20 protein-coding genes are annotated in these 26,387 nt (G+C 54.1%); 11 read left to right on the top strand and 9 right to left on the bottom strand.

Annotated elements, in window-relative coordinates; translation table 11 throughout:
* Positions 1–35: 35 nt before the first annotated feature.
* From RID21_RS26210 to nadD, 4 genes are all read right to left on the bottom strand, one after another.
* A complete protein-coding gene (locus RID21_RS26210) occupies positions 36–1,346 on the bottom strand; it encodes a coproporphyrinogen-III oxidase family protein (protein WP_350194099.1) in 1,311 nt (436 codons plus the stop codon).
* Between the two features lie 84 nt (positions 1,347–1,430).
* Positions 1,431–2,672 (bottom strand): outer membrane protein assembly factor BamB family protein, encoded by a 1,242-nt coding sequence (locus RID21_RS26205; protein WP_350194097.1) that lies wholly within the window; start codon positions 2,670–2,672, stop codon positions 1,431–1,433.
* Positions 2,660–3,859: an iron-containing alcohol dehydrogenase gene (locus tag RID21_RS26200; protein WP_350194095.1), complete on the bottom strand. Its 1,200-nt coding sequence runs from the start codon at positions 3,857–3,859 to the stop codon at positions 2,660–2,662. Before RID21_RS26200 ends, RID21_RS26205 begins: the two co-directional genes overlap by 13 nt.
* A gap of 360 nt (positions 3,860–4,219) precedes the next feature.
* Positions 4,220–4,822, bottom strand: a complete 603-nt coding sequence (gene nadD / locus RID21_RS26195; RefSeq protein WP_350194093.1) for a nicotinate-nucleotide adenylyltransferase — start codon at positions 4,820–4,822, stop codon at positions 4,220–4,222.
* 179 nt (positions 4,823–5,001) lie between these two features.
* Here nadD and priA point away from each other — a divergent pair, with 179 nt between their 5' ends.
* The 3 genes from priA to RID21_RS26180 all read left to right on the top strand — a co-directional run bounded on the left by priA (position 5,002) and on the right by RID21_RS26180 (position 11,712).
* Positions 5,002–7,332 (top strand): replication restart helicase PriA, encoded by a 2,331-nt coding sequence (gene priA / locus RID21_RS26190; RefSeq protein WP_350194091.1) that lies wholly within the window; start codon positions 5,002–5,004, stop codon positions 7,330–7,332.
* Between the two features lie 183 nt (positions 7,333–7,515).
* Positions 7,516–10,494, top strand: coding sequence for a PQQ-dependent sugar dehydrogenase (locus RID21_RS26185; protein ID WP_350194089.1), 2,979 nt, complete (start codon positions 7,516–7,518; stop codon positions 10,492–10,494).
* A 189-nt stretch (positions 10,495–10,683) separates the two neighbouring features.
* A complete protein-coding gene (locus tag RID21_RS26180) occupies positions 10,684–11,712 on the top strand; it encodes a hypothetical protein (protein ID WP_350194087.1) in 1,029 nt (342 codons plus the stop codon).
* An 11-nt stretch (positions 11,713–11,723) separates the two neighbouring features.
* Here RID21_RS26180 and hemW read toward each other — a convergent pair whose 3' ends face one another.
* Positions 11,724–12,857 (bottom strand): radical SAM family heme chaperone HemW, encoded by a 1,134-nt coding sequence (hemW, locus tag RID21_RS26175; RefSeq protein WP_350194085.1) that lies wholly within the window; start codon positions 12,855–12,857, stop codon positions 11,724–11,726.
* A 20-nt stretch (positions 12,858–12,877) separates the two neighbouring features.
* On the bottom strand, positions 12,878–13,936 hold the full coding sequence (locus RID21_RS26170; RefSeq protein ID WP_350194481.1) for a phosphohexomutase domain-containing protein: 1,059 nt from the start codon (positions 13,934–13,936) through the stop codon (positions 12,878–12,880).
* A 42-nt stretch (positions 13,937–13,978) separates the two neighbouring features.
* Between RID21_RS26170 and RID21_RS26165 the strand changes: the two genes are divergently transcribed.
* The 4 genes from RID21_RS26165 to murJ all read left to right on the top strand — a co-directional run bounded on the left by RID21_RS26165 (position 13,979) and on the right by murJ (position 17,891).
* Entirely contained in the window at positions 13,979–14,407 is a 429-nt protein-coding gene (locus RID21_RS26165) for a hypothetical protein (protein WP_350194083.1), read from the top strand.
* 107 nt (positions 14,408–14,514) lie between these two features.
* On the top strand, positions 14,515–15,531 hold the full coding sequence (gene holA, locus RID21_RS26160) for a DNA polymerase III subunit delta (protein WP_350194081.1): 1,017 nt from the start codon (positions 14,515–14,517) through the stop codon (positions 15,529–15,531).
* Positions 15,532–15,767: 236 nt separating this feature from the next.
* Positions 15,768–16,190 carry a hypothetical protein gene (locus RID21_RS26155; RefSeq protein ID WP_145042531.1) on the top strand — a complete coding sequence of 141 codons (423 nt, stop codon included), beginning with the start codon at positions 15,768–15,770 and terminating at the stop codon, positions 16,188–16,190.
* Positions 16,191–16,253: 63 nt separating this feature from the next.
* Positions 16,254–17,891, top strand: coding sequence for a murein biosynthesis integral membrane protein MurJ (gene murJ, locus RID21_RS26150; protein WP_350194079.1), 1,638 nt, complete (start codon positions 16,254–16,256; stop codon positions 17,889–17,891).
* 74 nt (positions 17,892–17,965) lie between these two features.
* Here murJ and RID21_RS26145 read toward each other — a convergent pair whose 3' ends face one another.
* On the bottom strand, positions 17,966–19,000 hold the full coding sequence (locus RID21_RS26145) for a DUF1559 domain-containing protein (RefSeq protein ID WP_350194077.1): 1,035 nt from the start codon (positions 18,998–19,000) through the stop codon (positions 17,966–17,968).
* A gap of 359 nt (positions 19,001–19,359) precedes the next feature.
* On the opposite strand from RID21_RS26145, the gene hemP reads away from it, so the two are divergent.
* Complete coding sequence (hemP, locus tag RID21_RS26140) at positions 19,360–19,542, top strand: hemin uptake protein HemP (RefSeq protein ID WP_350194075.1); 183 nt, start codon at positions 19,360–19,362, stop codon at positions 19,540–19,542.
* Positions 19,543–19,605: 63 nt separating this feature from the next.
* Here the strand turns inward: hemP and RID21_RS26135 are convergent, their stop codons facing one another.
* On the bottom strand, positions 19,606–20,088 hold the full coding sequence (locus tag RID21_RS26135) for a hypothetical protein (RefSeq protein ID WP_350194073.1): 483 nt from the start codon (positions 20,086–20,088) through the stop codon (positions 19,606–19,608).
* Positions 20,089–20,463: 375 nt separating this feature from the next.
* Here RID21_RS26135 and xylA point away from each other — a divergent pair, with 375 nt between their 5' ends.
* The 3 genes from xylA (at position 20,464) to RID21_RS26120 (ending at position 25,039) form a co-directional block, all read left to right on the top strand.
* A complete protein-coding gene (gene xylA, locus RID21_RS26130) occupies positions 20,464–21,774 on the top strand; it encodes a xylose isomerase (protein WP_149339289.1) in 1,311 nt (436 codons plus the stop codon).
* Positions 21,775–22,042: 268 nt separating this feature from the next.
* Positions 22,043–22,207 (top strand): hypothetical protein, encoded by a 165-nt coding sequence (locus RID21_RS26125; protein ID WP_350194071.1) that lies wholly within the window; start codon positions 22,043–22,045, stop codon positions 22,205–22,207.
* A gap of 633 nt (positions 22,208–22,840) precedes the next feature.
* The gene (locus tag RID21_RS26120; protein WP_350194069.1) at positions 22,841–25,039 is read left to right on the top strand and encodes a serine/threonine protein kinase; all 2,199 of its coding nucleotides are present in this window, start codon (positions 22,841–22,843) and stop codon (positions 25,037–25,039) included.
* A gap of 34 nt (positions 25,040–25,073) precedes the next feature.
* On the opposite strand, the gene RID21_RS26115 is transcribed toward RID21_RS26120, so the two are convergent.
* Positions 25,074–26,375, bottom strand: coding sequence for a radical SAM protein (locus tag RID21_RS26115; RefSeq protein WP_350194067.1), 1,302 nt, complete (start codon positions 26,373–26,375; stop codon positions 25,074–25,076).
* Positions 26,376–26,387: the final 12 nt, after the last annotated feature.

Below are 26,387 nucleotides of genomic sequence, written 5' to 3'. Positions count from 1 at the left end.
CAGTGTGAGAGATCAGGGATCCGGAGATCCGCCGCTTAGGTGTATCTTACCATGCGGTGTTCCGGTTCGAAATACTCCGTCAGCAGGCTGTCGACCTGCAGGATGCCTTTGCGGGTCAGTTCGACCTGGGAATCATCATAATTCAGGTAGCCCGCTTTCTGCTGGTTCTGGAGTGCTTCGGAGAATTCTTCCGTGAGTTTGACGCCGAACTTATCCATGAAGGGCTGTGTACGGACGCGTCCTTCTTTGAGTTGCAGGATGAATTCGCGGATGAGCCGCTGGTGTTCGGTGGGTTCCAATGCGCGGTTCACGGGAAGCTTGCCGCTTTCCACCGTTTCGAGATAGTCTTCCAGTCGATCGAGGTTTTGATAATGCACGCCCTGCATGTGACCGAACGAAGAGACGCCGGTGGCGATGATGTCGTTGCCGCGGAACAGATTGTCGCGGTAGACGAAGCGATCTGTTTCGGGGTTTTTGACGAGTTCATTTCCGCTGGCGAGGTGGTAGCCTTTGCCCTGCAGGGTTTCGATGGCCTCGTTCATCCAGCGGCGTTTGGTTTTCCAGTCGGCGATGGGGGAGTCGATGCCCATCTCTTTCATCTCTTTGGAGATGATCGTGTTGTGAGGGAGTTCCATCTGGTAGATGGTGATGTTATCCGGATTGAACTCGGCGGCTTTTTCGACGGCGTCCGACCAGTTGTCATCGGTCTCACCCATCATGCCGGCGATGAGGTCGATGTTGACCTGGGGGAAGCCGACCTGCTGGATCCAGTCATAAGCTTTGTAGACTTCCGGGGTGAGATGCGCGCGACCGTTGGCTTCGAGCAGTTTGTCGTTGAAGCTCTCGATGCCGAGGGAGATACGGGTGACGCCGATCTCTTTGAGTGTTTTGACTTTTTCCAGGTTGAGGGTTCCCGGCTCACATTCGAAGGTGACTTCCTGGGCGGTTTCCCAGTTAAGCAGGCTGGTGAGTCGATCACGGACCGAAAGGAGTTGCTTGGAGCTCAGGTAGGAAGGAGTTCCACCGCCGAAGTAGGTGAAGTCGAGGGTGCGTCCCTTGATGGCTTCGACCTGGCTGAGCATTTCGAACTCGTTCTGCAGGGCTTGAACGTAGCGTTCGATGGTTTTGGCATTCTGTTTTTCGTAGACGCGGAAGTAGCAGAATTTACAGCGTTTACGACAGAAGGGGATATGGATATAGAGCCCCATGGGAATGCTGGTATCGGGGGGCTGGTGCAGAACTTCCTGGATGCGGGTAACGTATTCCTGCCTCCACTGCGAAAAAGGGGGGTAGTTGGAGATAAAGTAACTGCCGATTTCGGTAGTGCCTGTTTTTTCCAGATCCATAATGCTCTCAACGTGTTTTCTGTGTCGTTCAGCAAACCGATTTTGCCACCGGTTTTGATGATAATTGACGGGTCTTTCTTATTGTCACTTCTTTCCGAAACAATACAAGGCGCCATTTCGGGATTCTGTGCCGATGATCAGATGTCCCTGGCCAATGGCCGGGGAAGCTGTGATATCGTCACCTAAGTTCTTTTTCCAGAGGTTCTTACCATTTTTCAGATCGAACTCATACAGGTTACCATCCGAAGAACCGACGAAGACGCGGTCGCCGACAATTACCGGAGAACTGTCGACACGTCCCCGCGTCATGAATTTCCAGATGGGTTTTCCGGTTTTGCGTTCGACGCAGTGAACCTGTTTATCGCGGCCCCCGGCGACGACGTGCGTCTCGGTGATGGCGGCGGAGGAGTGGTAGGGATACTCTTTTTTGGGGTCTTTATAACGCCAGTCGACTTTCGAGTCTTTCCAGTCGACGGCGATGATCTCGCTGGCATAGGTGCCGACGTAGAGGTCATCTTCCCAGATCGCGGGCGAGGCAATCAGGTAGGTCATCAATGGCATCTGGCTGTGCTGTTTGCCGGTATGAATATCGATCACGCGGAGCTGTTCGTCACAACCGGTGACGAAGGTGAAGTGATCGACAATCGCGGGGGAGCAGTTCACGTAGCCGTCGGTCTCGAATTTCCAGGCGAGGGAACCATCTTTGACGTTGAGGCAGTAGAGGAAATTATCGTAGCTGCCGAACAGAATTTTATCGCCGGTGATGTTGGCGCTGCTGATGATTTCGGCGTCGGTTTTGAAGGTCCAGAGTTGTTTGCCTGTCGCGGGGTGGAGGGCGTGAAAGACGCCGTCTTCATCGCCAATGTAAACACCGTCGGCGGTGACCAGAGGAGAAGACTTGAAACCCGGGGCGAATTTTTTCGGATCACGATCTTCAATCGAACGATATTTCCAGACCGGCTTTCCGGTTTTGAGTTCGAGGCATTCCACGAAGCCGTTGAGGCCGGCCATGTAGACTTTGTCACCCACGATGGCAGCGGTGGAAGCGATGCCGTCGGACGAGGGGTATTCCCAGAGCAGTTCGAGTTTCTCGGGGAGCGTGGTTTTCGCGACGCCCTGCTGCAGGTTCCCGTTACGGAACGAGGGCCAGTCTTCCGGGTTGGCCTGTGGCGCAGGAACCGCGGAAGCATCTGCTTTGGCGGCCGGTTTGTTTTCCGACGGTTTCTCTGCTGCAGACAGAGACAGACTGAATGCGAACAGGCAGAGTGCCGCGGCTGCGATCCGGGAAGGGAGGTGGTTCGATTGATTTCGCTTTAGTATGCGCATTCATACAATTCCCGTAAAGAGGACTGATCGACGGGGCGGGGGTTGAAGTTCCCTGTCCACTGCCGGGAGGCTTCTTCGGCCAGCTGATCGAACAGGCCGGTGTCGACTTCACATTCAGTGAGTGTGGTCGGGGCTCCGGCTAATGAAACAAGGGACTGGATGTGTTCGGCCAGCAGACCCGGGCCCGCGGGATCGTGTGGGTCACAGAGACCGATGTCGGACGCGAGCTGTGAGTAATGCTCGCCGACCAGTTCCGCATTAAAACGGATTACATGAGGGAGCATGATGCCGATGGCAACGCCGTGTGTGAGACCAAAATGTGCTGAGAGGGGGTTCGCGAGAGCGTGTGTGGCACCGAGCATCGAATTTTCGATGGCGGCTCCGGCGAAGTGGGCTCCCAGCTGCATATTGCCGCGGGCGGTGAGGTCATCGGGGGTATTCAGAACCTGGGGGAAACTATGAGCGAGGAGAGACCAGGCGCGACGGCTGAAGAGTCGCGAGATTTCATTGCGGGGTTTCGTGACATATGTTTCGAGTGCGTGGCTCAGGGCATCGATGCCGGTAACGTGGGTGACCGAGCGGGGCATGGTCAGCGTGAGTTCGGGATCGAGGATGGCGACGCGGCAGGCGGCCTTTTTGTCGCCGCAGGCCATCTTCATGTGTGTTTCGGGATGGGCGATGACGGCGAACGACTGGGCTTCACTGCCTGTACCGGCGGTAGTGGGGACCGCGATCAGGGGAAGCATGGGTTTCGAGGCTTTGCCGACTCCCCAGTAGTCTTCCATTTTGCCGCCGTTGGTGAGCAGGAAGTTAATGCCCTTGGCACAATCCATACTGCTGCCGCCTCCGAGGCCGACGATCAGATCGATGGGTTGCTGACGGGCGACGGCCAGTCCGCGTTCGACGTCTTCGGTAGTAGGGTTGGCGTGAACGTCGTCGAAGATGGTGATTTTGACGCCTGCCTGTTCGAGCGAGGCGACGCCGCGGGCTTCGTGTCCGGCTTCCGCGAGACCTTTATCTGTGACCAGCAGCACATGTTTTGCGCCCTGTTCGACGGCGAGTTCCCCCAACCGGCTCAGGGTTCCCCCACCAAAGACGATTCTGGTGCGGGGCTGATAGTCGAAGGCAGAAAGCGAGGCTCCTTCTCCCTGATCCGTTTTCAGTTTGGTTGAAGATTTCGAATCCATGACGCCGAGGTTTTCCTTACTCTTACGATCCGTTGATCAGGCTGAATGATGATTCACGCTGGCGGGTGTTCCATTTCGAATCCGTTTTCCTGTGCAGGGACAGGTATGCGAAGTCGTCTGTTTCGTCTGGTGAGATAAATCAGGCAGGTTTGATTGAGGCGCGCAATATCCAACGCTGGTAATCCATTCCCTTCCGTAATAAACACCGTAGAGCGCTCACTGGCATCGTTCCATTTCCACACCGTACGTGTCTACTGTTCTAATTCTGATCAAACTGACCGGGAATTTCCAGTAGTCAGCACTGATTTATAGACGGTTCACCCGTCTTAAGCGATGTTTAAGTCTCAGTTTAGGGAAATCTCAGTCTAAATACAGCCTGTTATTGTGGATATAAACTTCGACGGCCCGCGGCATCATGTAGCGGACACTTTTGTTTTCGCGAATCCGCTGGCGGATGTCGGTGGAAGAGAGATCGATGCCGGGCATGGTGACCCAGGAGATTTTGGTAATGACCGTATCGCCGAGCTTGTCTGTCAGATTGCTGAGATCTGGTAGACTAATGTTAGGGCGATTGACGCCGATCAGGTGTGCCTGCTCCAGAATCGCTTCCGGCTCGCGCCAGGTGTGGAAGTCGCGAACGGAGTCGGCTCCGATGATCAGGAAAAAGTCGTCGGCGGGGTGGGATTCTTTGAGTTGTTGTAGCGTATCTACCGTGTAGCTGGGACCGTCGCGGTGCAGTTCCAGGTCCTGAATGACGAAGCTGGGGTTGCCGGCAATCGCGAACTCCAGCATTTCGCGACGCTGTTTCCCGGCTGTGATGCCGGTTGTTTCCTTGTGCGGGGGAGAACCGGCGGGGATCAGCCAGACTTCATCCAGGGCAGCCTGTTCGCGGCACTGTTCGGCGAGGAGCAGGTGACCGTTATGGATGGGATCGAAGGTTCCTCCAAAAATTCCAATACGCATCTGTGAATCATTTCTATCTTTCAGCGGAGGCTTTCAGCAGAGGAGCTGAGTGAGCAGGGGGCATCACTGAAAGAATCTTTTGTATCGAATGCTCGATAGTCGAGTTTGTTTGTTGAGTTACCGCTGTCAAAGAGTTACAAAACGATTTGACCTTTTCCCTAGTATATCCTGCTGGCTGTATGAGTAAACCGAAGCAACAGAGCCTGTTTGAAGATGAAGAGCTCCCCGAAAACCCGATGCCCTGGGAGCGGAATTCACAGAATCTGTATCTGGCACAAATCGTTCTGAATCGACCGGTGGACCGCGTGTTTCATTACCTGGTGCCGGAGTCGATGCGCCCACTACTCAAGCCCGGACATCGGGTGCAGGTCCCCTTTGGTCGGGGGAATCAACTCTCCCCCGGCTATTGTGTCGGCGTGGGACCGGCGGATGAAGATCAACCCAGTGTGCGTCTGAAGTCAGTTGATACAATTCTGGACAGCCGCCCGTTGTTCAGCGCCAGGATGCTGAAGCTGACCCGCTGGATTGCCGACCGCTACCTGTGCAGCTGGGGGCAGGTGCTGGACTGTGTCGTTCCTGCCGGCGTCAAAAACCAGGCGGGCACCCGGATGATTTCGGTGTTTGAACTGACCGATCCGCGTGCACTACAGGGGAGAAACATACCTGAAGAAGTCGAACGGCTGCCGGCCAAACAGCGAGCCGTTTACGATGCACTCAAATCTGCCGACCAGCCACTGACGATGGATCAGATCATGGCCGCCGCCGGCTGTGGTTCTGGCCCGGTTCAGACTCTGAAAAAGAAGACGTTGATTCGCAGTCATCAGAAACGGGTACAGCATTTCGAAAATGGCGATGATGCGGCTTACGCACACATCACCAAGCAGGACGATCTGCAACTGAACCGGGATCAGCGGATGGCGCTGGATCAGATTCTGTCCGCGATCCGGGGGCAGCGGAGCGAAACGTTCGTCCTGCAGGGCGTGACAGGCAGTGGTAAGACCGAAGTTTATATCCAGGCGATCCGCGAAGTCGTCAGTTACGGTCAGCAGGCGATTGTCCTGGTTCCCGAAATCAGTCTGACCCCGCAGGCCATTCAGCGGTTTCGCTCCCGTTTCGATTCGGTGGCGGTGCTGCACAGTCATTTGAGCGACAGCGACCGTCATTACCACTGGCAGAATATTGCGGCCGGTAAGGTGCAGGTGATTGTGGGAGCCCGGAGTGCCGTATTTGCTCCCGCACCGCATCTGGGGCTGATCATCATTGATGAAGAACACGAGACCAGTTTCAAGCAGGAGACCGCGCCCCGTTATCATGCCCGCGAAGTGGCGCGAAAACGCTCTGAACTGGAGAAGGTTCCTTTGATTCTGGGGTCTGCGACGCCCACGTTGAATTCCTGGCTACGGGTCATTGAGAAGAAAGACACGCTGATCTCAATGCCTAAGCGGGTGAATAATCTGCCGATGCCCGGTGTGAATATCATCGATGTTCGCAATGATGTGCAGGTCAGACGAAACGAATCGCTCGGGCGTGTGCTCTTCACGGGCATGCAGCACGCTCTCGAAGCGGGTGGGCAGGTGATTCTGTTCCTGAATCTCCGCGGCTATTCGCCGGCACTGTGGTGTAAGGGGTGTGGGAACTCGGTGAAATGCCCGCACTGTGAGATCTCACTGACCTGGCATCGGGATAAGAGCCTCGCGGTCTGTCACAGCTGTGATTTTTCCAGCAAGCCGCCAACGCACTGTCCCAGTTGTGGGGCACCGGGACTAAGGTACGTGGGTACCGGGACACAACGACTGGAGGAAGAGGTCAAAGCGAAGTTTCCCAATTACACCTGCAAGCGAATGGACAGTGATACCATGCGTGGTGTCGGCAGTCATGCGAAGGTGCTCAATGCCTTCGCTGCGGGGGAGGTCGATATCCTGCTGGGAACGCAGATGATTGCGAAAGGGCTCGACTTCCCGAACGTAACGCTGGTGGGCGTGATTGACGCAGATACGATGCTGCATCAACCCGATCTGTTTGCTTCGGAACGGACGTTTCAGTTGATTGCTCAGGTCGCCGGACGTACGGGGCGGGGCATGCAGGGGGGACGCGTGTTTGTGCAGACAACCTCGCCGGCCGAACCCGCCATCGTGAAAGCCGCGGAGCATGACTTCCTGGGGTTTGCCCGTCTGGAGCTGGGGCACCGTAAAGAGATGCTCGCGCCTCCTTTTTCGCATTACGCCCGGGTGATTCTGCGTGGTCCCCACGAAGAGCATGTGGAAAAGTTCGCCCGACAGATTGCCGAGATTCTCCATGAGGCCGCAGAAGAACGGAAGCTGAGTGTGCAGATTCTGGGCCCGGCCCCGGCGCCGATCATCAGGTTGAAGAAATATTTTCGCTACCACTTCCAGCTGGCTGCGGTGAATGTGGAAGACATTCTGCAACTGTGGCGGGAAGTGGATCCCAAACTGCCTCGGGAAAAGGGGATCGAATATGTCATCGATGTGGATCCGGTTAACATGCGGTAACCGCTGGTTCACATTTGAGAACCGGGTGGAAAAGATCCGTGTTCCGCAGCGCGAAGCGGCATTCGGAATTGCATTCGGTGGGGACAGCAGGTTGAATAGTATCAGAGGATGCGATGAAGGATCCATTCAGCGGGGGCGAAGACGGGCTCCTGCATCTCTCACAGAAGAAGAGGACTGCTCTGCATGAAGGCCCCTGGAAAAAAGTCTGATTCCCGAGTCTGGTTAGTCTGGTCACTGGTCCTGACGGGACTCTTTTGCCTGCAGGGACGTCTGCAGGCGCAGGATGCCCAGTACGGGATCGAGAAACGGATTCCCTGGACGACTTCAAAGGTGCAGGGGAGCCCCGATCCCGCATTGCCTTACGAAACCGAGCGGGCCTTTCCCCAGTTGAAATTCAATCAACCACTGGTGGTCGCGACCGCGCCAGGTATGAAACGCTTTTTTGTTGCCGAGCGCAAGGGGAAGATCTTTTCCTTCGATTACCAGGATCAGGGGACTTCCGAAACCGAACTCTTTCTGGATCTCAAGCAGCATGTCCCCGAACTGAATGAAATTTACGGGATGGCGTTTCATCCCCGCTTTGAAGAAAACGGATATGTTTATATCTGCTACGTTTTGAAGCCAGGCCTGCCCGAAGGGACGCGGGTCTCGCGGTTCAAGGTACAGGATGCGAATCGGCTGCACTGCGATCCGGAATCGGAAGAAACTTTGATCGAGTGGCTGTCGGGCGGACACAATGGCGGCTGCCTGCGGTTCGGACCGGATGGCTATCTTTATATCTCAACAGGTGATGGCGGACCCGCTTCACCGCCGGACATTCATAATGCCGGACAGGATGTGAGCAACCTGCTCTCCTGTGTGCTGCGAATCAACGTTGATCAACGCAGTCAGGATCTGCCCTATGCGATTCCCGCGGATAATCCGTTCGTGAAGCTGCCGAACGTGCGTCCTGAAATCTGGGCGTTCGGATTTCGCAATCCATGGAAGATGTGCTTCGACCCCAAGAGTGGCGATTTATGGGTGGGTGATGTCGGTTGGGAACTTTGGGAACTCGTGTATCGCGTCGTAAAGGGCGGTAACTATGGCTGGAGTATCAAAGAAGGCCGCCAGCCGGTCAAGCCGGGGAATCAACTGGGACCAACGCCTATTCTGCCACCCACGATTGCTCATTCGCATCGCGAAGCCCGTTCGATTACAGGGGGCTACTTTTATGGAGGCACGCGCCTACCGGATCTGAAAGATACTTACATTTACGGTGACTATTCCACGGGAAAACTGTGGGGATTGCGTTATGAAAATCAGCGGGTCAACTGGCATCAGGAGCTGGCGAACTCGACGTTGAAAGTAACCGCCTTTGCGATCGATGATGCGGGCGAAGTTTACATCGTTGACATTGAAGGAGGCGCCTTTCATCGGCTGGCACCGATCAAGGAATCCGACCATAATCCGGATTTTCCGACCCGATTGAGCCAGACCGGTTTATTCGAATCGACCGAGAAGCATCAGGTGGCCGCGGGCGTGATTCCATACGAAATCAATGCACCTGCCTGGGCTGACTACGCGACCTCAGAACGCTTCATCGCCTTGCCTCCCGATACCACGATTGAAGTCGTGCAGAAGCGGTTCTGGAATTTCCCCAAAGATACGGTGCTGGTCAAAACCATTTCGCTGGAGACGGAGCGGGGGAATCCGCAGACGGCCCTGCGGCTCGAAACACAGTTATTACACTTCAACGGGGCCCGCTGGCAGGGATATTCCTATCGCTGGAACGAAGATCAGACCGATGCGACTCTGGTCCCCACTGAAGGCGACTGCATCAAACTGGAGATAACCGATGCAGGCCATCCGGACGGAAAACTGAACTACGAGTGGCGGGTTTCCAGTCGGGCGGAGTGTGCGGTCTGTCATACACCCTACCAGAATTACCTGTCGGTGCTTTCCTTCGAAGAAGCACAACTCAACCGGGAACGAAAATTCGGTGATGTCGTCGACAATCAGTTGCGGGCTCTGGCGCACATCAAGGTGCTGCCGGAATCGGTGTGGAATGAATCAAAGGGGACCAGGGCACATTATCTGGTGGATCCACACAACACCTCGGCAGCGTTGAACCTGCGGGCCCGAGCTTACCTACATGCGAACTGCAGGCACTGTCATCGCAATAACGGCGGTGGGGGATCGACGATTGAACTGGATGCCTCCCTCGATCTGGAAGCGATGAAAGCGGTGGGAGTGACACCCACCCAGGGGAAGTTTGAGATTCTCGGAGCAGAAGTGATTGCTCCGGGCGATCCGTTCCGATCGGTGTTACTCTATCGCATGAGCAAACTGGGAAAAGGGCGGATGCCTTATTCGGGTTCATCGATTGTTGATGTCGAAGGGACCCGGTTAATTCAGGAATGGATCGAACGACTGCCTACGCGTCCGCATGAGTTGCAGTTCGAAATCGCCCGTCAGCGGAACCGACAGGTGAATCTGTTGGAAGACGCGATACAGATTGAAGATCAGGATTTTTCCGGACAGAAACTACAGGAAGTTCTCGGAACTACCAGCGGAGGGCTGATGCTCTTGAACGCCCTGGATCGACAACCGATGTCGGAGGACACGCAGAAGCAGATCATACGGCTGGCGACACAGGGCGGGAATCCACTGGTACGCGATCTGTTCGAACGATTCCTGCCTGAGGATCAGCGGGTTAAACGGCTGGGTCAGAACATCGACCATCGGGCCCTGCTTTCATTGCCGGGCGATTCGCGGGAAGGGAAGCGACTGTTCATGCAGATGGCGGGACTGCAGTGCCGGAATTGTCATCGCGTGCATCAGCATGGCAAAGAGCTTGGCCCTGACCTCACCCAGATTGGCAAGAAACTGTCGCGTCAGGAGCTGCTCGAGAATATTATTGATCCATCGAAAAAGATTGATGAGAAATATTTTACCTGCGTGGTCGAACTGCGGTCGGGCAAAGTGGTCAGTGGTCTGCTGGTCCGTCGAGACGATGTGGGCGTGGTGTTGAAAGATGCCAAAAACGAACTTCTGGAGATCCCGGTGCAGGATGTGGAAACTGTGGTGATGCAGAAGAAATCGCTCATGCCCGATCAGTTGCTCCGCGACTTGACAGCCGAGCAGGCCGCTCATCTGCTGGCATATCTCGAATCATTGAAATAACCGGTTCTCCCCCTCGGGAATGCGGTTTCCTGCTGGAAAACAGTCTGGTCTTCGGGCTGAATATCCTTATAATTGAAATTGACGCTCCTGAGTTCCCACCCAACGTTTGCGCCTCAATCAGACGGAAGAACGAACGCCTTCCCCGTTCGTCCTGATTATATAAACCCAGACATAATATTGAGTTGAGACATGGCAATAGAATTTGATTGTCCGTACTGCACTTCTACCCTGAAAGTCCCCGATACTTCCGCAGGCAAACAGGGGGACTGCCCCCGTTGTGGGACGAAGCTCGTGATTCCCAATCCATTTGCTATGAGCGAGCAGGTTCCCCCGACCCCCCAGGAAACACAGGCGGTTTCCCAGGCACAGGCTCCGGCCATGGAGGCCCCGGCTGGAGCGTCACAGGAGACTGTACCGCCGCCAGGCGATTCCGTTGCGGTTCAACAGCGACCTCTATCGAGCGCGACAGCCCAGTATCTGCGGAAACGACGCAGGTCGAACGTGGGGCCCATTCTACTGATCATTCTCTGCTTCGGGCTGATGCTCGGCGCAGCCGGCTATTTCTATTACACCTACGGTCCGCATCTGGAAGGGAATCTTGTCGGAGCCCGGCTGAGTCCGGAAGATGCGAGCCTGGAGCAACTGCAGAAAACATCGGATCTGGGACTGTCTGCAGATGTGATCCAGGCAGTGAATAACAGTTTTAAAGAGACGCCGCGTCGGGTGCAGAGCGACCTGATGGAAATGACCTTCTTTGGTCCGGAGCAGGGGGGATTGAAAGTTCGTCTGAAGCCAGGCGCGAAAACAGAGATTGTTCGTGTCGATTTAACGGGCGATCCAGCACTGCTGGAATACATCAAGCAACATGGCACGCAACTCGATCAGCCACGTTACACAGAATTGCAGAGTCAACTCGCGGCTTTTTATACGGACTGGAATCGCTTCCTGCAGGAAGGCGGACCGATGCCGGACCTGATTAACTATCGAAATACAATCGGGTTGAACTCGTTGATGGGCGGACTGGGGTATCATATGGAAGCTCGCGTGAATAACCGGGTTTTTCCCTGCGTGCATGATGACTATGACGGGGGGCTGTACTTCCTGGTGCCGAAAGGAACACTGCAGTTCGAAATCCTGGGGAGCAAGATGGAAAATGGCTGGACGAAGTTTCCCGGTAAATATACGGTCCAGGTGACTCAGGAATACCAGGGACATTGAGTCTCGCGTGATCAGAGGAAATCGACCACCACGGAATCGGCAAGCAGGCAACCAGCCTGTGTGAGCCGCAGGTGGGTTTCGGTCTGTTCCAGTAGTCCCGCAGCGATATTTCTCTCAATCGCGGATTCCGCCAGTTCCGGAATTGAGAAACCGTAGCGGGACGCGAACTCGGCGAGATTGATGCCGACACGACGGCGGAGGCCGAAGATAATTGCTTCGCGGGCGCGGGCTTCGGGATCGAGTTCTTCCTGTTCCGCGATCGGAGACTCGCCGGCGGCGACATGCTTGAGCCAGGTAGTGACACTGCGGTGATTCTGGCGGCGAACACCATTCAGGTAACTGGCTGCGCCGGGGCCAAAACCATAGTAGGGATAGCCGGTCCAGTAGACTTCATTGTGGTGACATTCAAACCCCGGGCGGGCGAAGTTCGAAATCTCGTAATGCTGCACTCCCCGTGAACCCAGATAGTCCAGCGAAAATTCATACATGCTGCCAGCCAGGTCATCCGCGGGTAAATCGAAAAGACCTGACTGCTGGCGGCTCCAGAACGAGGTTCCCTTCTCGATGGTCAGGCCATATGTCGAGAGGTGGGGGATTCCGAGACCGACGGCATCGGACAGGGATGACTCCCAGTCCGACAGACTTTGACCGGGGACCGCGAAGATCAGATCAAGGCTGGTATTGGGAATGCGGGCCTGCAGGTTCTGCACGATTTCGAAGATCTGCTCAGGTTGATGATCCCGCTCCAGGAAGGTGAGTATCTCGGAGTGAAAGGACTGGACGCCGAGGCTGACCCGGTTGACGCCACGCTGCTTGAGAAAGTCGATTTTCTCAATGCTCAGATTCAGTGGATTGGCTTCAATGCTGAATTCGCAATCGTCCGCCAGACGAAACCGGTTAAAGAGGGTGGAAAAGAGTCGGTCCAGTTGTTCAATGCTGAGATGAGTGGGAGTGCCCCCTCCCAGAAAGAGGGTCTGCAGTTCGGTGCCCGGTTCGACTGTCGCGAGCTGTTGTTCCATGGCAGCCAGATAGTCGTCGATCAGGTGGTCCTTGCGGGCGACGAGCGTAAAGTCACAGTAGCCGCAGCGGTGCTGGCAGAAAGGGACGTGTATGTACGCAGAGGACGGTGTTTCCGGGTTAGTCACAGCAGCTGATCCGCAGGCTGTCAGGGTGTCTCTTCGTCTGTGGAAGAGAGAAGTTCGCTGACGGGTGCATCGCTGAAGCTCAAGGCAGCCAGGACATGAGCCAGCGTCAAAATGGCATCGCAGGTGGGAACAGTCTCCCGAAACCAATGATATCCGCTGTGATCGGCAGCGTAAACGCCCTCGTGTTGCTGCATCTGAAAATAGCTGTCTGCCAGCGTTCCCCGGTGTGTGTGCAGGTTCCAGTCTGCAGGGAGGTTCGCCTGCTGTTCCCGGCTGATCTGATCGAGCACGAAGACGGCCTCCGACTGTTCGGCGGCCAGGGCCTGCATCAGCAATCGGGTGACGGCGTGATTGGGGAGCAGTTCGCCTGTCTCGCTGAAGAACGCGGTCTGGCGGCTGTCGTCGTCGATCAGAAGACCCAAGTCGCAGTTGTGGGTTTCGAGGTACTGCTGCATTTTGCGGACATCTGAATCGTCGGGATCGAGCAGGTTCCGTTTCTGATGCGGAATGTCGACCCAGGAGAGCTGGCAGGGGAGCTTATCGAACAGGGAATCGAGGGTTTCCCGGACCAGTCTGAGAGAACAGGCGACAGCGATTTTCAACGGTCGCAGGGCGTGAAAGTGTTTCAGGAACTGGCTGCGGTAGGTTTCCATGGGGTGGAAGGTACGCTGAGAACCGGGCTGTCGTGATGCGCGACCGTAACCCTGTTCGGCGATCTCCTGGATGCGTTCGAGGTGGAATCCCCGGGAAACAGGCTGGGACTGTTCAAGTAAAAATTCGAGTCCGGTACTGGACGGTCCACAGTGGGAACCGGTGACCATGATCGCGCCCTGTGCCTGCAGATGCGAGGTGGCATAAGCGAGGATTGCAGGTACCGTGAGTCCCAGATCGATCACCCGGCAGCCGTTTCGGCGAAGTGCCCCCGCGACGCCGGTAATGATGTCGGGTGATGAAGGTCGTTCATCGAATCCAATGACAACGCAGGGGCCGCGACTCTTTTCGGGCCGAGGTTGTTCCCTGGAGGGAGCACTCGATCTTGGGGAGCGGCTGGTCTTGGAATCCGGGGCTAACCCTTTCAGCGGGAGGCTCTCCCAGAGCAGGTGCGAAAAGGCGCCGGCGAGGTGAGCGGCCTGTGTGCGGTCGATCTGATTCAGATAAACGCCGCGTACTCCTTCGGTCGTAAACAGGTCGGGGGCGGTGCCTCGTGCCTGCTGAGTCTGATGCAGGCGTTTAACCGTCTGCGGAGAAAGGTTTCCGGTGATCTGGTTGTGAGGACAGTCCCGGCACTTGGGATAAAAGGCAGCCAGACGCGAGAGGTGAATCGCTTTGGAGATCGGATATTTCTCGCCGGGACACTGAAAGAACAGTTCTGCCTGCTGCAGGAGTTTGGGGAGCGGTGGTTGCGCGTGCGCCTGGTGCAGCAGGTGGGAAGACTGGCTCGATGCCTGTTCAAATTGCTCTGCTGGATCCTCAGAAATCGGTCTGTTCCCCGCCTGGTTTTACTTAAAATGCAGGAACCGGTGCCGGGGGCACTCGAAATTCGCTGCTAAATGGAGTGTAATAGATTTCGCTAATACTATGGAATGGTTTTCAAGATTGCCGCTCCAGAAGTGTGAATGTATGTGATCCCGCGGTTTCCGGTCAATAAGAGTTAGCGATGCCCCTGCATGTCACCGAGTTTCTGTTAAGCCCCGAGCAGCACACGCTGGGACCGATTGTGGTCCTTCACGGTGATGATCGGTACATGAAACAGGAAGCGATTCATGCAATCGAGCCGATTGTGCTGGGAGAGGAAGAGGATACCAGCATCACGCGTTTCGATGGGAAGCGACTGGAAAAGGAACTCCCCCCTTCCACCCTGTTTGATGAACTGAAAACCGTCTCCATGTGGGGCGATCAGCGGCTGGTGATCGTGGATGAGGCAGAGAAATTTGTCTCCGCGTTCCGCTCGCGACTGGAAAAATACCTGGAGGCTCCCTCGAAGAGTTCGCTGCTGATTCTGGACGTCAAATCGTGGAATAAGTCGACCAAACTCGCCAAGACGGTTGCTAAGATCGGTCTGGATCTGGAATGCAAGGAGCTCAAGGGGAGCCAGCTGGCAAAATGGATCGCAGATACTGCCGAACAGGTCCATCAGAAACAGATTTCGCGAGAAGCTTCGCTGCTGCTGGTCGAACTTGTGGGAACTCATTGTGGACAGATTCATCAGGAACTCTCCAAACTCACCACGTTTGTGGGGGAGGCGGCACGCATCAGTCCAGACGATATCCGTGCTGTTGTCGGGGGCTGGAAAGCCGAGACGACCTGGGCGATGACCGACGCTGTGAGAGATGGAAATGTCGGTGCTGCTCTGAAGTACCTGGATAATCTGTTGGTCGCCGGCGAGGCGCCGCAGAAAATCCTGGGGGGGCTCAACTTCGTTTGGCGCAAGTACTTTAAGGCCACGCAACTGGCGGTGCAGGGGACCCCGTTGAGGCAGGCGCTTAAAGAGTCGGGAGTCTTCCCGCGGGACATCGATTCGTCTGACCGTTACCTGCGAAGACTGACCCGGCAGCGGGCGGAAAAAATCGGTCATTGGCTACTGGACGCCGATTTAAATCTGAAAGGCAACAGCCGCCTGGACCCCCGGCTGGAACTCGAGCAACTGCTGTTTCTGCTCAGCGGCTGTGCCTGAGTTTTTTGAGTAAAAAGGGGACTGACAGGCACTTGACGCCTGCTCGCCGCTTCTTAAACTTCCTTTCAAAAATCTGATTTCTCCCGGAAATGAATCTTGCCTGGAATATTCAGCGGGGGTATAACACTACGTTACTAAGGTTTTTGCGAAGCTCATTAACGCTGTTGGAACCTGGCAGCGACTGACAAAGTTTCGTACTTCTCTATTGGGATCGCAGACGCACATTGAGGTGAAGCATGTCGTCCGAACTCTTGGATCCATCTACGGCTTCCAGCATCTATGAGGAAGCTCCTCTAGAGGCGGAACGCCACAAATGGATCGAAAGCCAAAAGAATGGCTTTGATCTGGGTACGCTTGCTATTTCTGACTGGTATGCAAATCATTGGTATTACTTTTGCATCGGAAAGAAAATTGAGCATCTTTTGGGAAATCGATGCTGGCAAGAATTCAATGATACCCGTTTCGGTTTTTTGAAGTCTCTTGAACTGGAGAATGATCTGCTGGCAGATCGGATTCTGGATCGAATCTTCTGGCAGCGGATGGAGAATCTGGACATTATTATCTGGGCCAGAGAGTGGAATCTGCCCATGGAGCGTGTACTTGAGATCTTGAAAATGATCGATATCAACTCTGCACGACTCGAGCCGGTACTGTCCTGATTTCTCATTTGAATTATGGATGATTCTGCGCCACCTGAACCTGTCCAGGAAAATCAAGCTCAGGTGGTTGCATCTGACCATACGCGCGGGCTGTTCGCAGGACTAAGAACTGTCAGTCTGCTGACGCTGTTAAGCCGCGTGCTGGGGATGGTTCGCGATATCGGTATGGCCACCCTCTTTGGCAACGGTCCAATCATGGACTCGTTTTCTGTCGCTTTTAAACTGCCCAATCTGACGCGACGCTTGCTGGGAGAGGGGGCACTCTCCACGGCCTTTCTTCCCACCTATATCCGCGAACTGGAGCAGAACGGACGTGAAGCGTCCTGGAAGCTGGTTTCCGCGGTACTGTTCTGGCTGCTGGTGTTTTCCGTATTACTCGTGGGTAGTGCAGAAGCCATTCTGGTTCTACTCAGTTGGAGAGGGAATCCGGAGTCAGAAGCACAATTGTTGTACTGGTTGACCGGGCTGCTGCTGCCTTATCTGATTCTGGTCTGTCTGGCAGCTCAGATCAACGCGACGCTGCATGCATTGAACCATTTTTCCGTACCGGCCCTGCTACCTACCATTCTGAATCTGAGCTGGATGGCTGGGATCTGGCTGGTGGCTCCCTTGCTACCGGATGCTCCTGCTAAAATTACTGCGATCTGCATCGCGATTCTGCTGGGCGGAGTGGTGCAACTGGTGCTGCCTTTCTGGAAGCTATGCCAGATGGGCTACCGACCACATATGGACTGGGGAGCCGGGATCGGCCAGGTACAGTCGATTGCCCAAAGCATGGCTCCGATTGTGGTCGGACTGTCGATCACGCAATTGAACACGCTGATCGACAGCTGTCTGGCGTGGGGCCTGGCCCGGCCGGAGGGGAGCTATGCAACAGGTGCCAGCCCCGCCGTCTGGCAGATCTTTGAATCGGGGACCGCGTCGGCACTTTATTTTGGACAGCGAATGTATCAGTTCCCCCTGGGAGTGTTTGGAGTCGCTCTGGGAACCGTGCTCTATCCGCAGTTATCCAGGCATGCAGAACGGAACGACCATCATTTGTTACGACAGGATTTACTCCTGGGACTGCAACTTGTGATAGGTGTAGGGCTTCCCGCCAGTCTGGGGCTGGTACTGATGGCACAGCCGCTCTCTTCACTTCTGTTTCAGTATGGAGACTTCGATCAGTTTGATGCCCTGCAGACGGCGGAGATGATTCGCTATTATGGTATCGGCGTGTTTGCCTTCATGGCGGTCCTGATATTGAACCGGGGTTTCTATGCCATCGGAGATACCCGTACGCCGGTACGAATTGGGGTGGTGGTCGTAATCTGCAATCTGCTGTTGAATCTGGCGCTGATCTGGTGGCTCAAGGGGAGGGGGCTGGCACTGGCCACGTCAATGGCCGCCATGATTCAGACGGGCCTCTGTTTGTGGTTGATCAGGGAGAAGCTGGGGCAGATCGATTTTGCGAAACTGTTCAACACCAGTTGGCGGGCCAGCCTGGCGACCGCTGTGATGTCTGCGATCATCCTGATCGAATTACAGTTGCTGCCCACTGTTGATCTGTTTCGTTATCGACTGTTACGTGTACTGGTACCCGTCATCACCGCTGTTCTGATCTACCTGCAGCTGGCGAAGACATTAGGGCTGCATGAAATCATGACACTGTTGCGATCCGGCAGGAAAGCTTCTGTCGATTCAGGGGATGGCGAAAAATAAAAACGGCCCTGAGTAAAACGCTCAGGACCGTTTTGGAATTAAAGTTGAATTTTGCCGCTCAGGCTTTGGCAGGCTTAAAATTCGCCGATGACTTCTCCACCGCTACGGGTGCTCAGAGCACGATAGGTGCCCAGGTCGATATTTTCGCTGATGGAGCGGACAGCGCCATCTACCATCAGGGCATGTACGGTCCCAATGTGATAGCTGCGTGCAGTGACGGCAGCGTAGGTGGGACCGGTGCAACTTTTGGCTTCCCGGCAGGACGTGTAGTCACCGGCATCGATGGCGCCGCCACCTGCACCGGGGACAGCAACTTTGGTATTGGGGGGCAATGTAGTAGTAAAACCGGTCTGGTGGACGCGACCATCGACCCATTCTGTGTGGCCACTATTGGCTTTGTTGGAACCACCCCCGCTGATCAGGGCTTCCACATCACCGGCGACGCTGGGCACCGTAGAAGTGCCAGCATCTCCATCACGGTTGTAAGCGGTAAAAGCTTTTACTTCTGCAAAACAGAGCGTGTTACTGGTTCCGTCTGTGAAGTCACGTGGTTTCGTTTTACTGTTCGGGTAGAACGCACCATCTCCGCCGCTCAGGCTGGAATTGGTGAAGACACGCCAGGTACCCCCGTTGTAGCCATAGCTGACTGGATAGTGTTCGGGAGTGCCAGAAGAATCGGAGCGGATTTTGTCATTCACTTCACTGGGGCAGAGCAGGAAGGGGATGCGGGTATAGGCGATCGAAGCATCGCTCTGATTTTCATAGCTGCGCGTGAAGTCAATGTTATTGAACAGATTCGCTCCATCCGCAAAAGGAAGAATACGAGCGTGGATCGACCACTGACCACCTTCAGTGAAAGTTCCTCCGCCAGGACCAGCACAGAAAGCGGGAGGAAACGCGGTATAGGCACTCAGATAGTTATGCAGAGCCAGACCAATCTGTTTCAGATTGTTTTTGCACTGGCTGCGGCGGGCAGCTTCGCGGGCCTGCTGGACGGCGGGGAGTAGCAGGGCGATCAGAATCGCAATGATGGCGATCACTACCAGGAGCTCAATTAACGTAAAACCACGTTTGCCGACCATTCGGCTTTCTCGAGAACGTTGCGCCATTTCTCTTCTTTCCAATAAAAAAGATTCAGGCAACGTACAAATCAGATCGCCTCGTGATCTGATTGATAGCCGTCTTGCCGAAATTATTCCGTATATTCTCTGAGACAGGATAATCAGTCCCAGTTGACATTGAGTCTCAGGTTCATTATGTTAGCCGTCAGTTGAGCTGGAAGCAAGCAAGTCTCTCTCAGAAAGCATACTTTTTTCGGATGTGTTTCTGGGTAAAGAAAAAACTTCGCTGAAAGCTGTACTGATGACGGGCAATTCATTCGGGAGTGGTAATCTGTACGATCCACTGTCGGGGGCGTAGTGAATTGCAAATTTCAAAATTCACTTTGTTGAGTAACATGAACCCAATTATGAGCGAACCAGAGAAGCTTGAACGCCCGGCTACCGCTACCAATGCGCAAGAAGAAAACCCAACTGATGTCATTGAATCCGATGCCATTTTGAATGGAAAGCAGGAAGTCCTGATCCAGCATGGCGAGACGACTTATCGGTTGAGAATCACACAGAATGGCAAGTTGATTCTGTGTAAATAAACCTGATCCCGGGAGCATCTGCCTGCTATCAGTCTGGGGCACTGTTCCCGGTTTTTTTGTGGTTTACTGCGAGAATGCGATCTGCAGGCTTTCCAGAATGTCCTGTTCGAGGGCCGGGTCTCTCCCCAGAGGGATCCAGCCATCCGGGGTGCTGCGTTCTTCGACCAGGTTCAAGTCACGTCGCAGGCTGAGATCCTGCTGAAACGTAGCTCCGCCAGGCGCACTGGCGGTGGGGGTGGTTACGTCCTCGATTTCCTTGAACGCTTCCACTCCGAGCAGGTATCCCCCCTCGATTGGGGTGACACTTACGAATACTCTGCGGCGGATGGACTGCAGCGTGCTTTCCAGTCGGTTATCAAAGCCGACCGAATCACCGTGCCAGGGCTCGAGCAGATTGGCGCCGACTTTGTATTCGGTTTCGATGCGGCCATCCAGCTTGTTCTCTTTGGCGATGGCGAATTTGTAGTTGTGGATGGTATCGACTATCCGTTCCCAGACGACATCCTGGTTATTTCCTGAGATCTGGATTGGGTTAGAAGCCTGCATCGGCGCAGGTTGAGACAGGCCAGATGCACAACTGGTGCATAGCAGACATAAGCCAATAAATTTCAGAAGGTTACAGCTCATTGCTGATTGACGCCATTCTGGCTGCTGTACGCAAAATTAACAGGATCGTCAGGCAGATTTCAGAGCGAAAGCCCCTCTCCGCCATGGAAGGGAAAAGTGCAGGGGAACTTGGAAATGGTACTTCAACTGCCCAGTTTCCCAGATTGAGAAAATTGAGGCAAGATCACTTTGAAAATCCATTCGTAATGTTTGTTCAATAAGCTTCCGAGCCTACTCTCGAAGGGATTTTCTGTTTAGAATCTTTGTTTGAAGTGATTGTCTTTAAACGTTTTAACCACATGACAGGTGCGCCCCATGGAATACTTTGCAGACGTCCCCCGAATCGAGTACGAAGGCCCGGAAAGCAAGAATCCCCTCGCATTCAAACATTACAACCCAGATGAGCAGATCGAAGGGCAGTCGATGCGGGATCTGTTGCGGTTCAGTGTCTGTTACTGGCATACATTCCGCGGTACCGGCAGTGATCCCTTCGGAGCAGGTACTTTGCAGCGTCCGTGGGATGATGGCTCGAACTCAGTCGAAAATGCACTGAAGCGGGTCGATGTTGCTTTTGAATTCTTCGAAAAGCTGCAGGCTCCCTATTACTGCTTTCATGACAAAGACGTTTCTCCCGATGGGGACACGCTGAAAGAAGCCAACGAGAATTTTGACCGCATCGCCGACAAACTTCTGGAAGCCCAGGAACGAACCGGAATCAAACTGCTGTGGGGAACAGCGAATATGTTTTCACATCCCCGCTTCCTGCACGGAGCTGCCACCAGCCCGAACGCAGATGTCTTCGCTTACGGAGCCGCCCAGGTCAAAAAAGCGATGGAAGTCACGCATCGACTGGGAGGCGAGAACTATGTCTTCTGGGGGGGGCGCGAAGGCTACATGAATCTGTTCAATACCGACATGAAACGGGAACTCGATCATCTGGCCCGATTCATGCATATGGCAGTAGAGCATGCCCAGAAGATCGGCTTCAAGGGGCAGTTCCTGTTCGAACCGAAGCCGAAAGAGCCAACGAAGCATCAGTATGATTTCGATGCTGCGGCTTGTCTGAACTTTCTGCGGTCGTACGATCTGTTGGATCATGTCAAACTGAATATTGAAACCAATCATGCAACGCTGGCCGGGCATACCATGATGCACGAACTGGTATACTCATCGATTCAAGGGGCACTGGGCAGTATCGATGCTAATACCGGGGACCTTCTGCTGGGCTGGGATACCGACCAGTTCCCGACAGATATCTACCTGACCACGCAATGTATGCTGGCGATTCTGGATCAGGGGGGACTCGCACCCGGCGGTGTCAATTTCGATGCCAAAGTCCGGCGGGAAAGCTTTGAACCGATCGATCTGTTTTACGCCCACATCGGCGGCATGGATGCGTTTGCCCGCGGTGCCCGGATTGCGGCCCAGATTCGCAAAGACGGTATCCTCTCTGACTTCGTGTCGAAACGCTACGCGAGTTACGACGACGGTATTGGTGCACAAATCGAAGCCGGCAGCGTGAACTTCAGTGACCTGGAAGCCTATATGCTTGAGAAAGGGGATTCTGCTCCCAACTCCAGCGGTCGCCAGGAATGGATTGAAAATGTCATCAATGATTATATCTAAAATTCAGAATTCAATATGTTAAAGAGAACAGGCCTCTGTGAAGTAAATCGCAGGGGCCTGTTCTCTTTATCAGGGGATAAAAATCAGATTTTTTCGCTGCAGGCTCAGATCTGTGAGCTAGGCTTTAAAATGGATCTGTATTCGGTTTGACCCACTGATCTGAAATTCGGTTGTGACGATGCTGCCATCCAGACCGGGTTCGCTTCTGACTGCAGAGGTCATCGCTCTACAGATCGTATCAAGTTCACGCATCATTTGAGGTGACATCATGATCGACACGATTCTGGAAACCTGCCACGAGTACTCCAATTTCTACATCAACTATCTCAACAAACGCTGGGATAATATTTCGCCGATGGAGTACGGCATCGTTCTGGTGGTCATCGCATTGATCGGCTGGCTCTTAATGCGTAACGGCATGCGCAAAGTCTGATTGTAGTTCTCGGAAACTGAATCCCGGGAATTCCAGATTTCACGAAGATCTCCTCTTGTAGGCACGGGGAAAATCAGTAAGATTCCCGGTCCCTTGAGGGAATGAACTCCCACATGGGAGGCACGGACGGGCAGATGTTTTTCCGTTTTTTTTGAAAATCGGATCAAACCGTTGTGCCCTGAAATGCCGATGTTGATAACTATCCTGAAATTCAGGAATCTGATTTTAACCAGACATTCTGACGCAGAGTGAATTTTCGTGAAATCGCGGAAAACTCCCGTCGACGACTGTCAGGACGATGCATACAATTGAAACAGTATCCTGTCATTCTTAATTCCGTCGGAGGATCCTAAACCTTAGCATGGACCGGAATCAATAGTGGTGAGTGCCTTGCACTACCCGATTCGCCGTCCTTCTTGCAGCGACCCCACCGTCGCAATGTAATGGCAGATACTATAAAAGTCGTGACCTGAAACAGGCACGGCTTTTTTTATGCGCCTTGATCGTGATATCCGGTAACCGATTCGGTCTACTTCTACTCGAAACAGGATTCATTTCTTGCTGAACGCCCGGAGAGATGTCAGAATTAAGAACCTGAGCCGTTTCTCCCCGTATCTGCTGAAATCCTGATTCATGAACACATCGAAGACCTCACTGGGACGATCATTTTCCCGCTCTTTTATGAAATCGTTTACCCGTTCACGGCTCTTTTCCAAACGGAGCATGTGGATTTGGCCGATTGCAGGCACGATTCTGCTACTGGTTCTGGGGTTAATGGTCAGGTCGATCGTGGAGACATCGAGCCGGGAAAACGTTGCCAATAATCTGCAGACAATTCTGGACGCCGATGTGGCTGCGTTGAAAATCTGGCTGGCACGAGAAGAATCTCTCGCGGAGGTGCTGGCCGAAGAGCCACGCGTCCGCAAACTCACTGAAGAATTGATCGGCATTGAGCAACAGGATCCGGACAACCGGGATGCTCTACTGCATTCCCAGTCGCTGGTTGGTTTGCGGGAGGAATTCAGTTCCGAACTGGAGCACCTGGGATACCTGGACGTGGGATTGTTCAATCTGGACGGCAAAGTACTGGCCTCTTCACGTGACGAGCCTATCGGCCGTGCAGATCTACCGATTCAGCAGTCTGCCCTTGATCAGGTTCGTGAAGGGAAAGCGACAGTTACGCGTCCCTTTGAAAGTCTGTTCGCCCGCAAAACGGATTCAGGAGAATTAAAAACCGGGCTTCCTACCATGCTGGCGATGGCGCCGGTGAAGGATGCGGACGGAAAGCTGATTGCTGCCCTGGCTCTATTGATCAAGCCGGAGCAGGATTTCACACGGATCCTCTCGGTCGCCCGGGCGGGTAAAACGGGCGAGACCTATGCCTTTGACAAAGATGGCGTCATGCTTTCGCAGAGTCGTTTTGAAGATGATTTAAAACTGATGGGGTTGATTCCCGACCGCGAAGATTCCCAGTCGATCCTCAATGTGCAGGTGCGCGATCCTGAAGTCAACATGGCACGCGGGAACCGTCCGACGAAACGCATGGCCGAACGCACGCTGACCCGCATGGCAGCCTCTGCCGTTCAGAATGAGAGTGGCATCGACGTCGAAGGCTATAGCGATTATCGCGGTGTCCCGGTTGTGGGGGCCTGGACCTGGCTGCCCGAATACGGAATGGGCGTCGCTACCGAAATGGATCAGTCAGAAGCTTACCGCTCGCTCTACCTGTTACGCTATACGTTCTGGGGGCTGTTCGGTCTACTGATTATGGGCAGTATCGTCATCTTTATCTTTACCGTCATCGTGGCGCGAAAAGAACAGGAAACCCGGCGCGCGGTAATCAAAGCAAGACAACTGGGCCAGTATGCCCTGGAAGAGAAGCTCGGAGAAGGGGGCATGGGGGTCGTCTATCGCGGTCAGCATGCCATGCTCCGCCGACCGACGGCAATCAAATTACTGGATATCGAAAAAACGACCGATGAAGCGGTAGCTCGTTTTGAACGGGAAGTACAACTGACAAGTCAGCTCAATCATCCGAATACGATTGCCATCTACGACTACGGCCGCACTCCGGAAGGGGTTTTCTATTACGCCATGGAACTGCTGGATGGCATTGACCTCGATGACCTGGTCAATCAGTTCGGTCCCCTGCCTGAAGCTCGGGTGATCCATCTGCTCAAGCAGGTCGCTGGTTCCCTCGCGGAAGCACATCAACTGGGAGTGATTCACCGGGATGTGAAACCGGCCAATATTTTTCTGACGCATCGCGGGGGCGTTTACGATTTCATCAAGCTCCTCGATTTTGGACTCGTCAAAGCTGTGGATGGTCGCGAGCAGGCTACGCTGACCTCGACGAACGCGATGGCGGGGACCCCCATGTATCTCTCGCCGGAGGGAATCAAAAATCCGGACCGGGTCGATGCACGCAGTGACCTGTATGCCTTCGGAGCGGTTGGCTATTATCTGCTCACGGGAACCACAGTCTTCGATGGAGAATCCATCATCGAGATCTGTATGAAACATACCCAGGATGATCCGGAATCTCCTTCCGAAAGATTGGGAAAGCCAGTCTCGGCTGACCTGGAGCAGATCATCATGCAATGCCTGGAGAAAGATCCCGATAAACGGCCTCAGTCTGCCTCAGAACTCGTCTTGTCCCTGACACATTGTGAGGAGGATGGACAATGGTCCCTGCTGGATGCCAGCGAATGGTGGAAAGTGCATATGGAATCCAGGGCCGCTCTGGAAAAGACAGCCACAGATGTCCCACGCATTCGGAGTGCTTCGGCTGATGCTACACTGATCGTGAATTTAGAGGAAGAAGATGAGTAAGCTTCCCACCGGGTAAGTCGGTCAGAGAACTCTGCTATTTCAACGCTTCCAGGGGAATGAAATCGGGAGGATTTCCGGGAGTGGTTGAGCCACTGCGATTCGCCAGAATTCCGGGAGCTGCAGTCTGGCTATGGTCCGTTCCCTGGTAGACGCCGAAATCATTGAAGAAGAATTTCTTGGCAATGCGGTAGACCCAACTCTTCTCGGGAACTTCATTGCCGGGAGAATACTGTGAAGTTCGCGTTTCCAGATTCTGCAGTTCCTGCATTGCCTGTTTCCGGAACGTGGAATCTTTGGCACCATGCTTTTTAACCAGATCTTCGAGCAGATCGGGCCGCTCCAGAATGATACAGCCACGCGTGTTTTGCTGAACGACGTGTCGGAAGTCTTTCAGGAACTCCGACTGCACGAATTTATCTTTCAGCGTTTTGGATTCATCGTGGATGGAATCGGTGGCGAACTGAATCACGGGGCAGGGTTCAATATCGCCCCAGGGATTGATGTGATGGCTGAGGCCGGTTGCTGCCGGGCAGAGCGCGGTTCCATCGTGATCAAAGTAGGCGTCGATCACTCCGATCGGTTTACGAGCCCGGATATCCACAACGAATTTGCGGGCTCGCAACTGCTCTTCCGGAGAGAGCGCCAGTTCCGGGTTCGGATCGGGGCCGGCGACACGGTAAATGTGATACCAGGTATACATGACCCCCATCTCAATCAGTTTGTCGACCCATTCTTCAGTCAGCAGGTCATCGATGTTCGACTTGCATAAACTGGTACAGACACCCGTGAGCAGTTTGTTATTCAGGCAGTTCTGAATTCCCTGCATCGTTTTATTGTAGACATCGCTCCGTCCGCGACGCTCATTGCTGATGATCTCGTTGCCTTCAACGCTGATCAGCGGCGTCGCGTTGCCGAGCTTTCGCAGCTTCTTTGCAATCTCGTCAGTGATAAACTGTCCGTTTGTGAAAATCTGGAAATAGCAGTCAGGGTGACGTTCCAGAATTTCCAGCAGCTGCGGATGCATGAAGGGCTCGCCCCCCAGGATGCCAAAGAAGGAGTTCCCCATTTCTTTGGCTTCGCCGATCAGCTTTGACATCGCCTCGACGTCAATCTTCTCCTGTTTGGCGGCGACATCAACCCAGCAGCCCTGGCAGCGCAGGTTGCAGCTGTTGATCACCGAGACATAGAGAAAGGGGGGGAAGAACTCACCGCGTTTCAGGCGTTTTTTATGTTTGTGAACCGAGAGGGCGCCTTTGAAACCGAAATTGTAAGCCAGTTTCCAGACAAGTCTTTTGTCTGTTTCCATTAAGACGCGTTTGGCCATTTTCAAATACATGAAGGCACTCAA

It is taken from the genome of Gimesia sp. (assembly GCF_040219335.1).
GTDB lineage: Bacteria > Planctomycetota > Planctomycetia > Planctomycetales > Planctomycetaceae > Gimesia.
The sequence above is the reverse complement of the archived record's forward strand: the minus strand, read 5'-3'. Positions and strand labels throughout refer to the sequence as shown.

Excerpts from the sequence above, each read along its gene's own strand:
- RID21_RS26210 (WP_350194099.1), bottom strand. The coding sequence starts at position 1,346 with ATGGATCTGGAAAAAACAGGCACTACCGAAATCGGCAGTTACTTTATC.
- RID21_RS26205 (WP_350194097.1), bottom strand. The coding sequence starts at position 2,672 with ATGCGCATACTAAAGCGAAATCAATCGAACCACCTCCCTTCCCGGATC.
- RID21_RS26200 (WP_350194095.1), bottom strand. The coding sequence starts at position 3,859 with ATGGATTCGAAATCTTCAACCAAACTGAAAACGGATCAGGGAGAAGGA.
- nadD (WP_350194093.1), bottom strand. The coding sequence starts at position 4,822 with ATGCGTATTGGAATTTTTGGAGGAACCTTCGATCCCATCCATAACGGT.
- priA (WP_350194091.1), top strand. The coding sequence starts at position 5,002 with ATGAGTAAACCGAAGCAACAGAGCCTGTTTGAAGATGAAGAGCTCCCC.
- RID21_RS26185 (WP_350194089.1), top strand. The coding sequence starts at position 7,516 with ATGAAGGCCCCTGGAAAAAAGTCTGATTCCCGAGTCTGGTTAGTCTGG.
- RID21_RS26180 (WP_350194087.1), top strand. The coding sequence starts at position 10,684 with ATGGCAATAGAATTTGATTGTCCGTACTGCACTTCTACCCTGAAAGTC.
- holA (WP_350194081.1), top strand. The coding sequence starts at position 14,515 with ATGCCCCTGCATGTCACCGAGTTTCTGTTAAGCCCCGAGCAGCACACG.
- RID21_RS26155 (WP_145042531.1), top strand. The coding sequence starts at position 15,768 with ATGTCGTCCGAACTCTTGGATCCATCTACGGCTTCCAGCATCTATGAG.
- RID21_RS26145 (WP_350194077.1), bottom strand. The coding sequence starts at position 19,000 with ATGGCGCAACGTTCTCGAGAAAGCCGAATGGTCGGCAAACGTGGTTTT.
- hemP (WP_350194075.1), top strand. The coding sequence starts at position 19,360 with ATGAGCGAACCAGAGAAGCTTGAACGCCCGGCTACCGCTACCAATGCG.
- RID21_RS26135 (WP_350194073.1), bottom strand. The coding sequence starts at position 20,088 with ATGCAGGCTTCTAACCCAATCCAGATCTCAGGAAATAACCAGGATGTC.
- xylA (WP_149339289.1), top strand. The coding sequence starts at position 20,464 with ATGGAATACTTTGCAGACGTCCCCCGAATCGAGTACGAAGGCCCGGAA.
- RID21_RS26125 (WP_350194071.1), top strand. The coding sequence starts at position 22,043 with ATGATCGACACGATTCTGGAAACCTGCCACGAGTACTCCAATTTCTAC.
- RID21_RS26120 (WP_350194069.1), top strand. The coding sequence starts at position 22,841 with ATGAACACATCGAAGACCTCACTGGGACGATCATTTTCCCGCTCTTTT.
- RID21_RS26115 (WP_350194067.1), bottom strand. The coding sequence starts at position 26,375 with ATGTATTTGAAAATGGCCAAACGCGTCTTAATGGAAACAGACAAAAGA.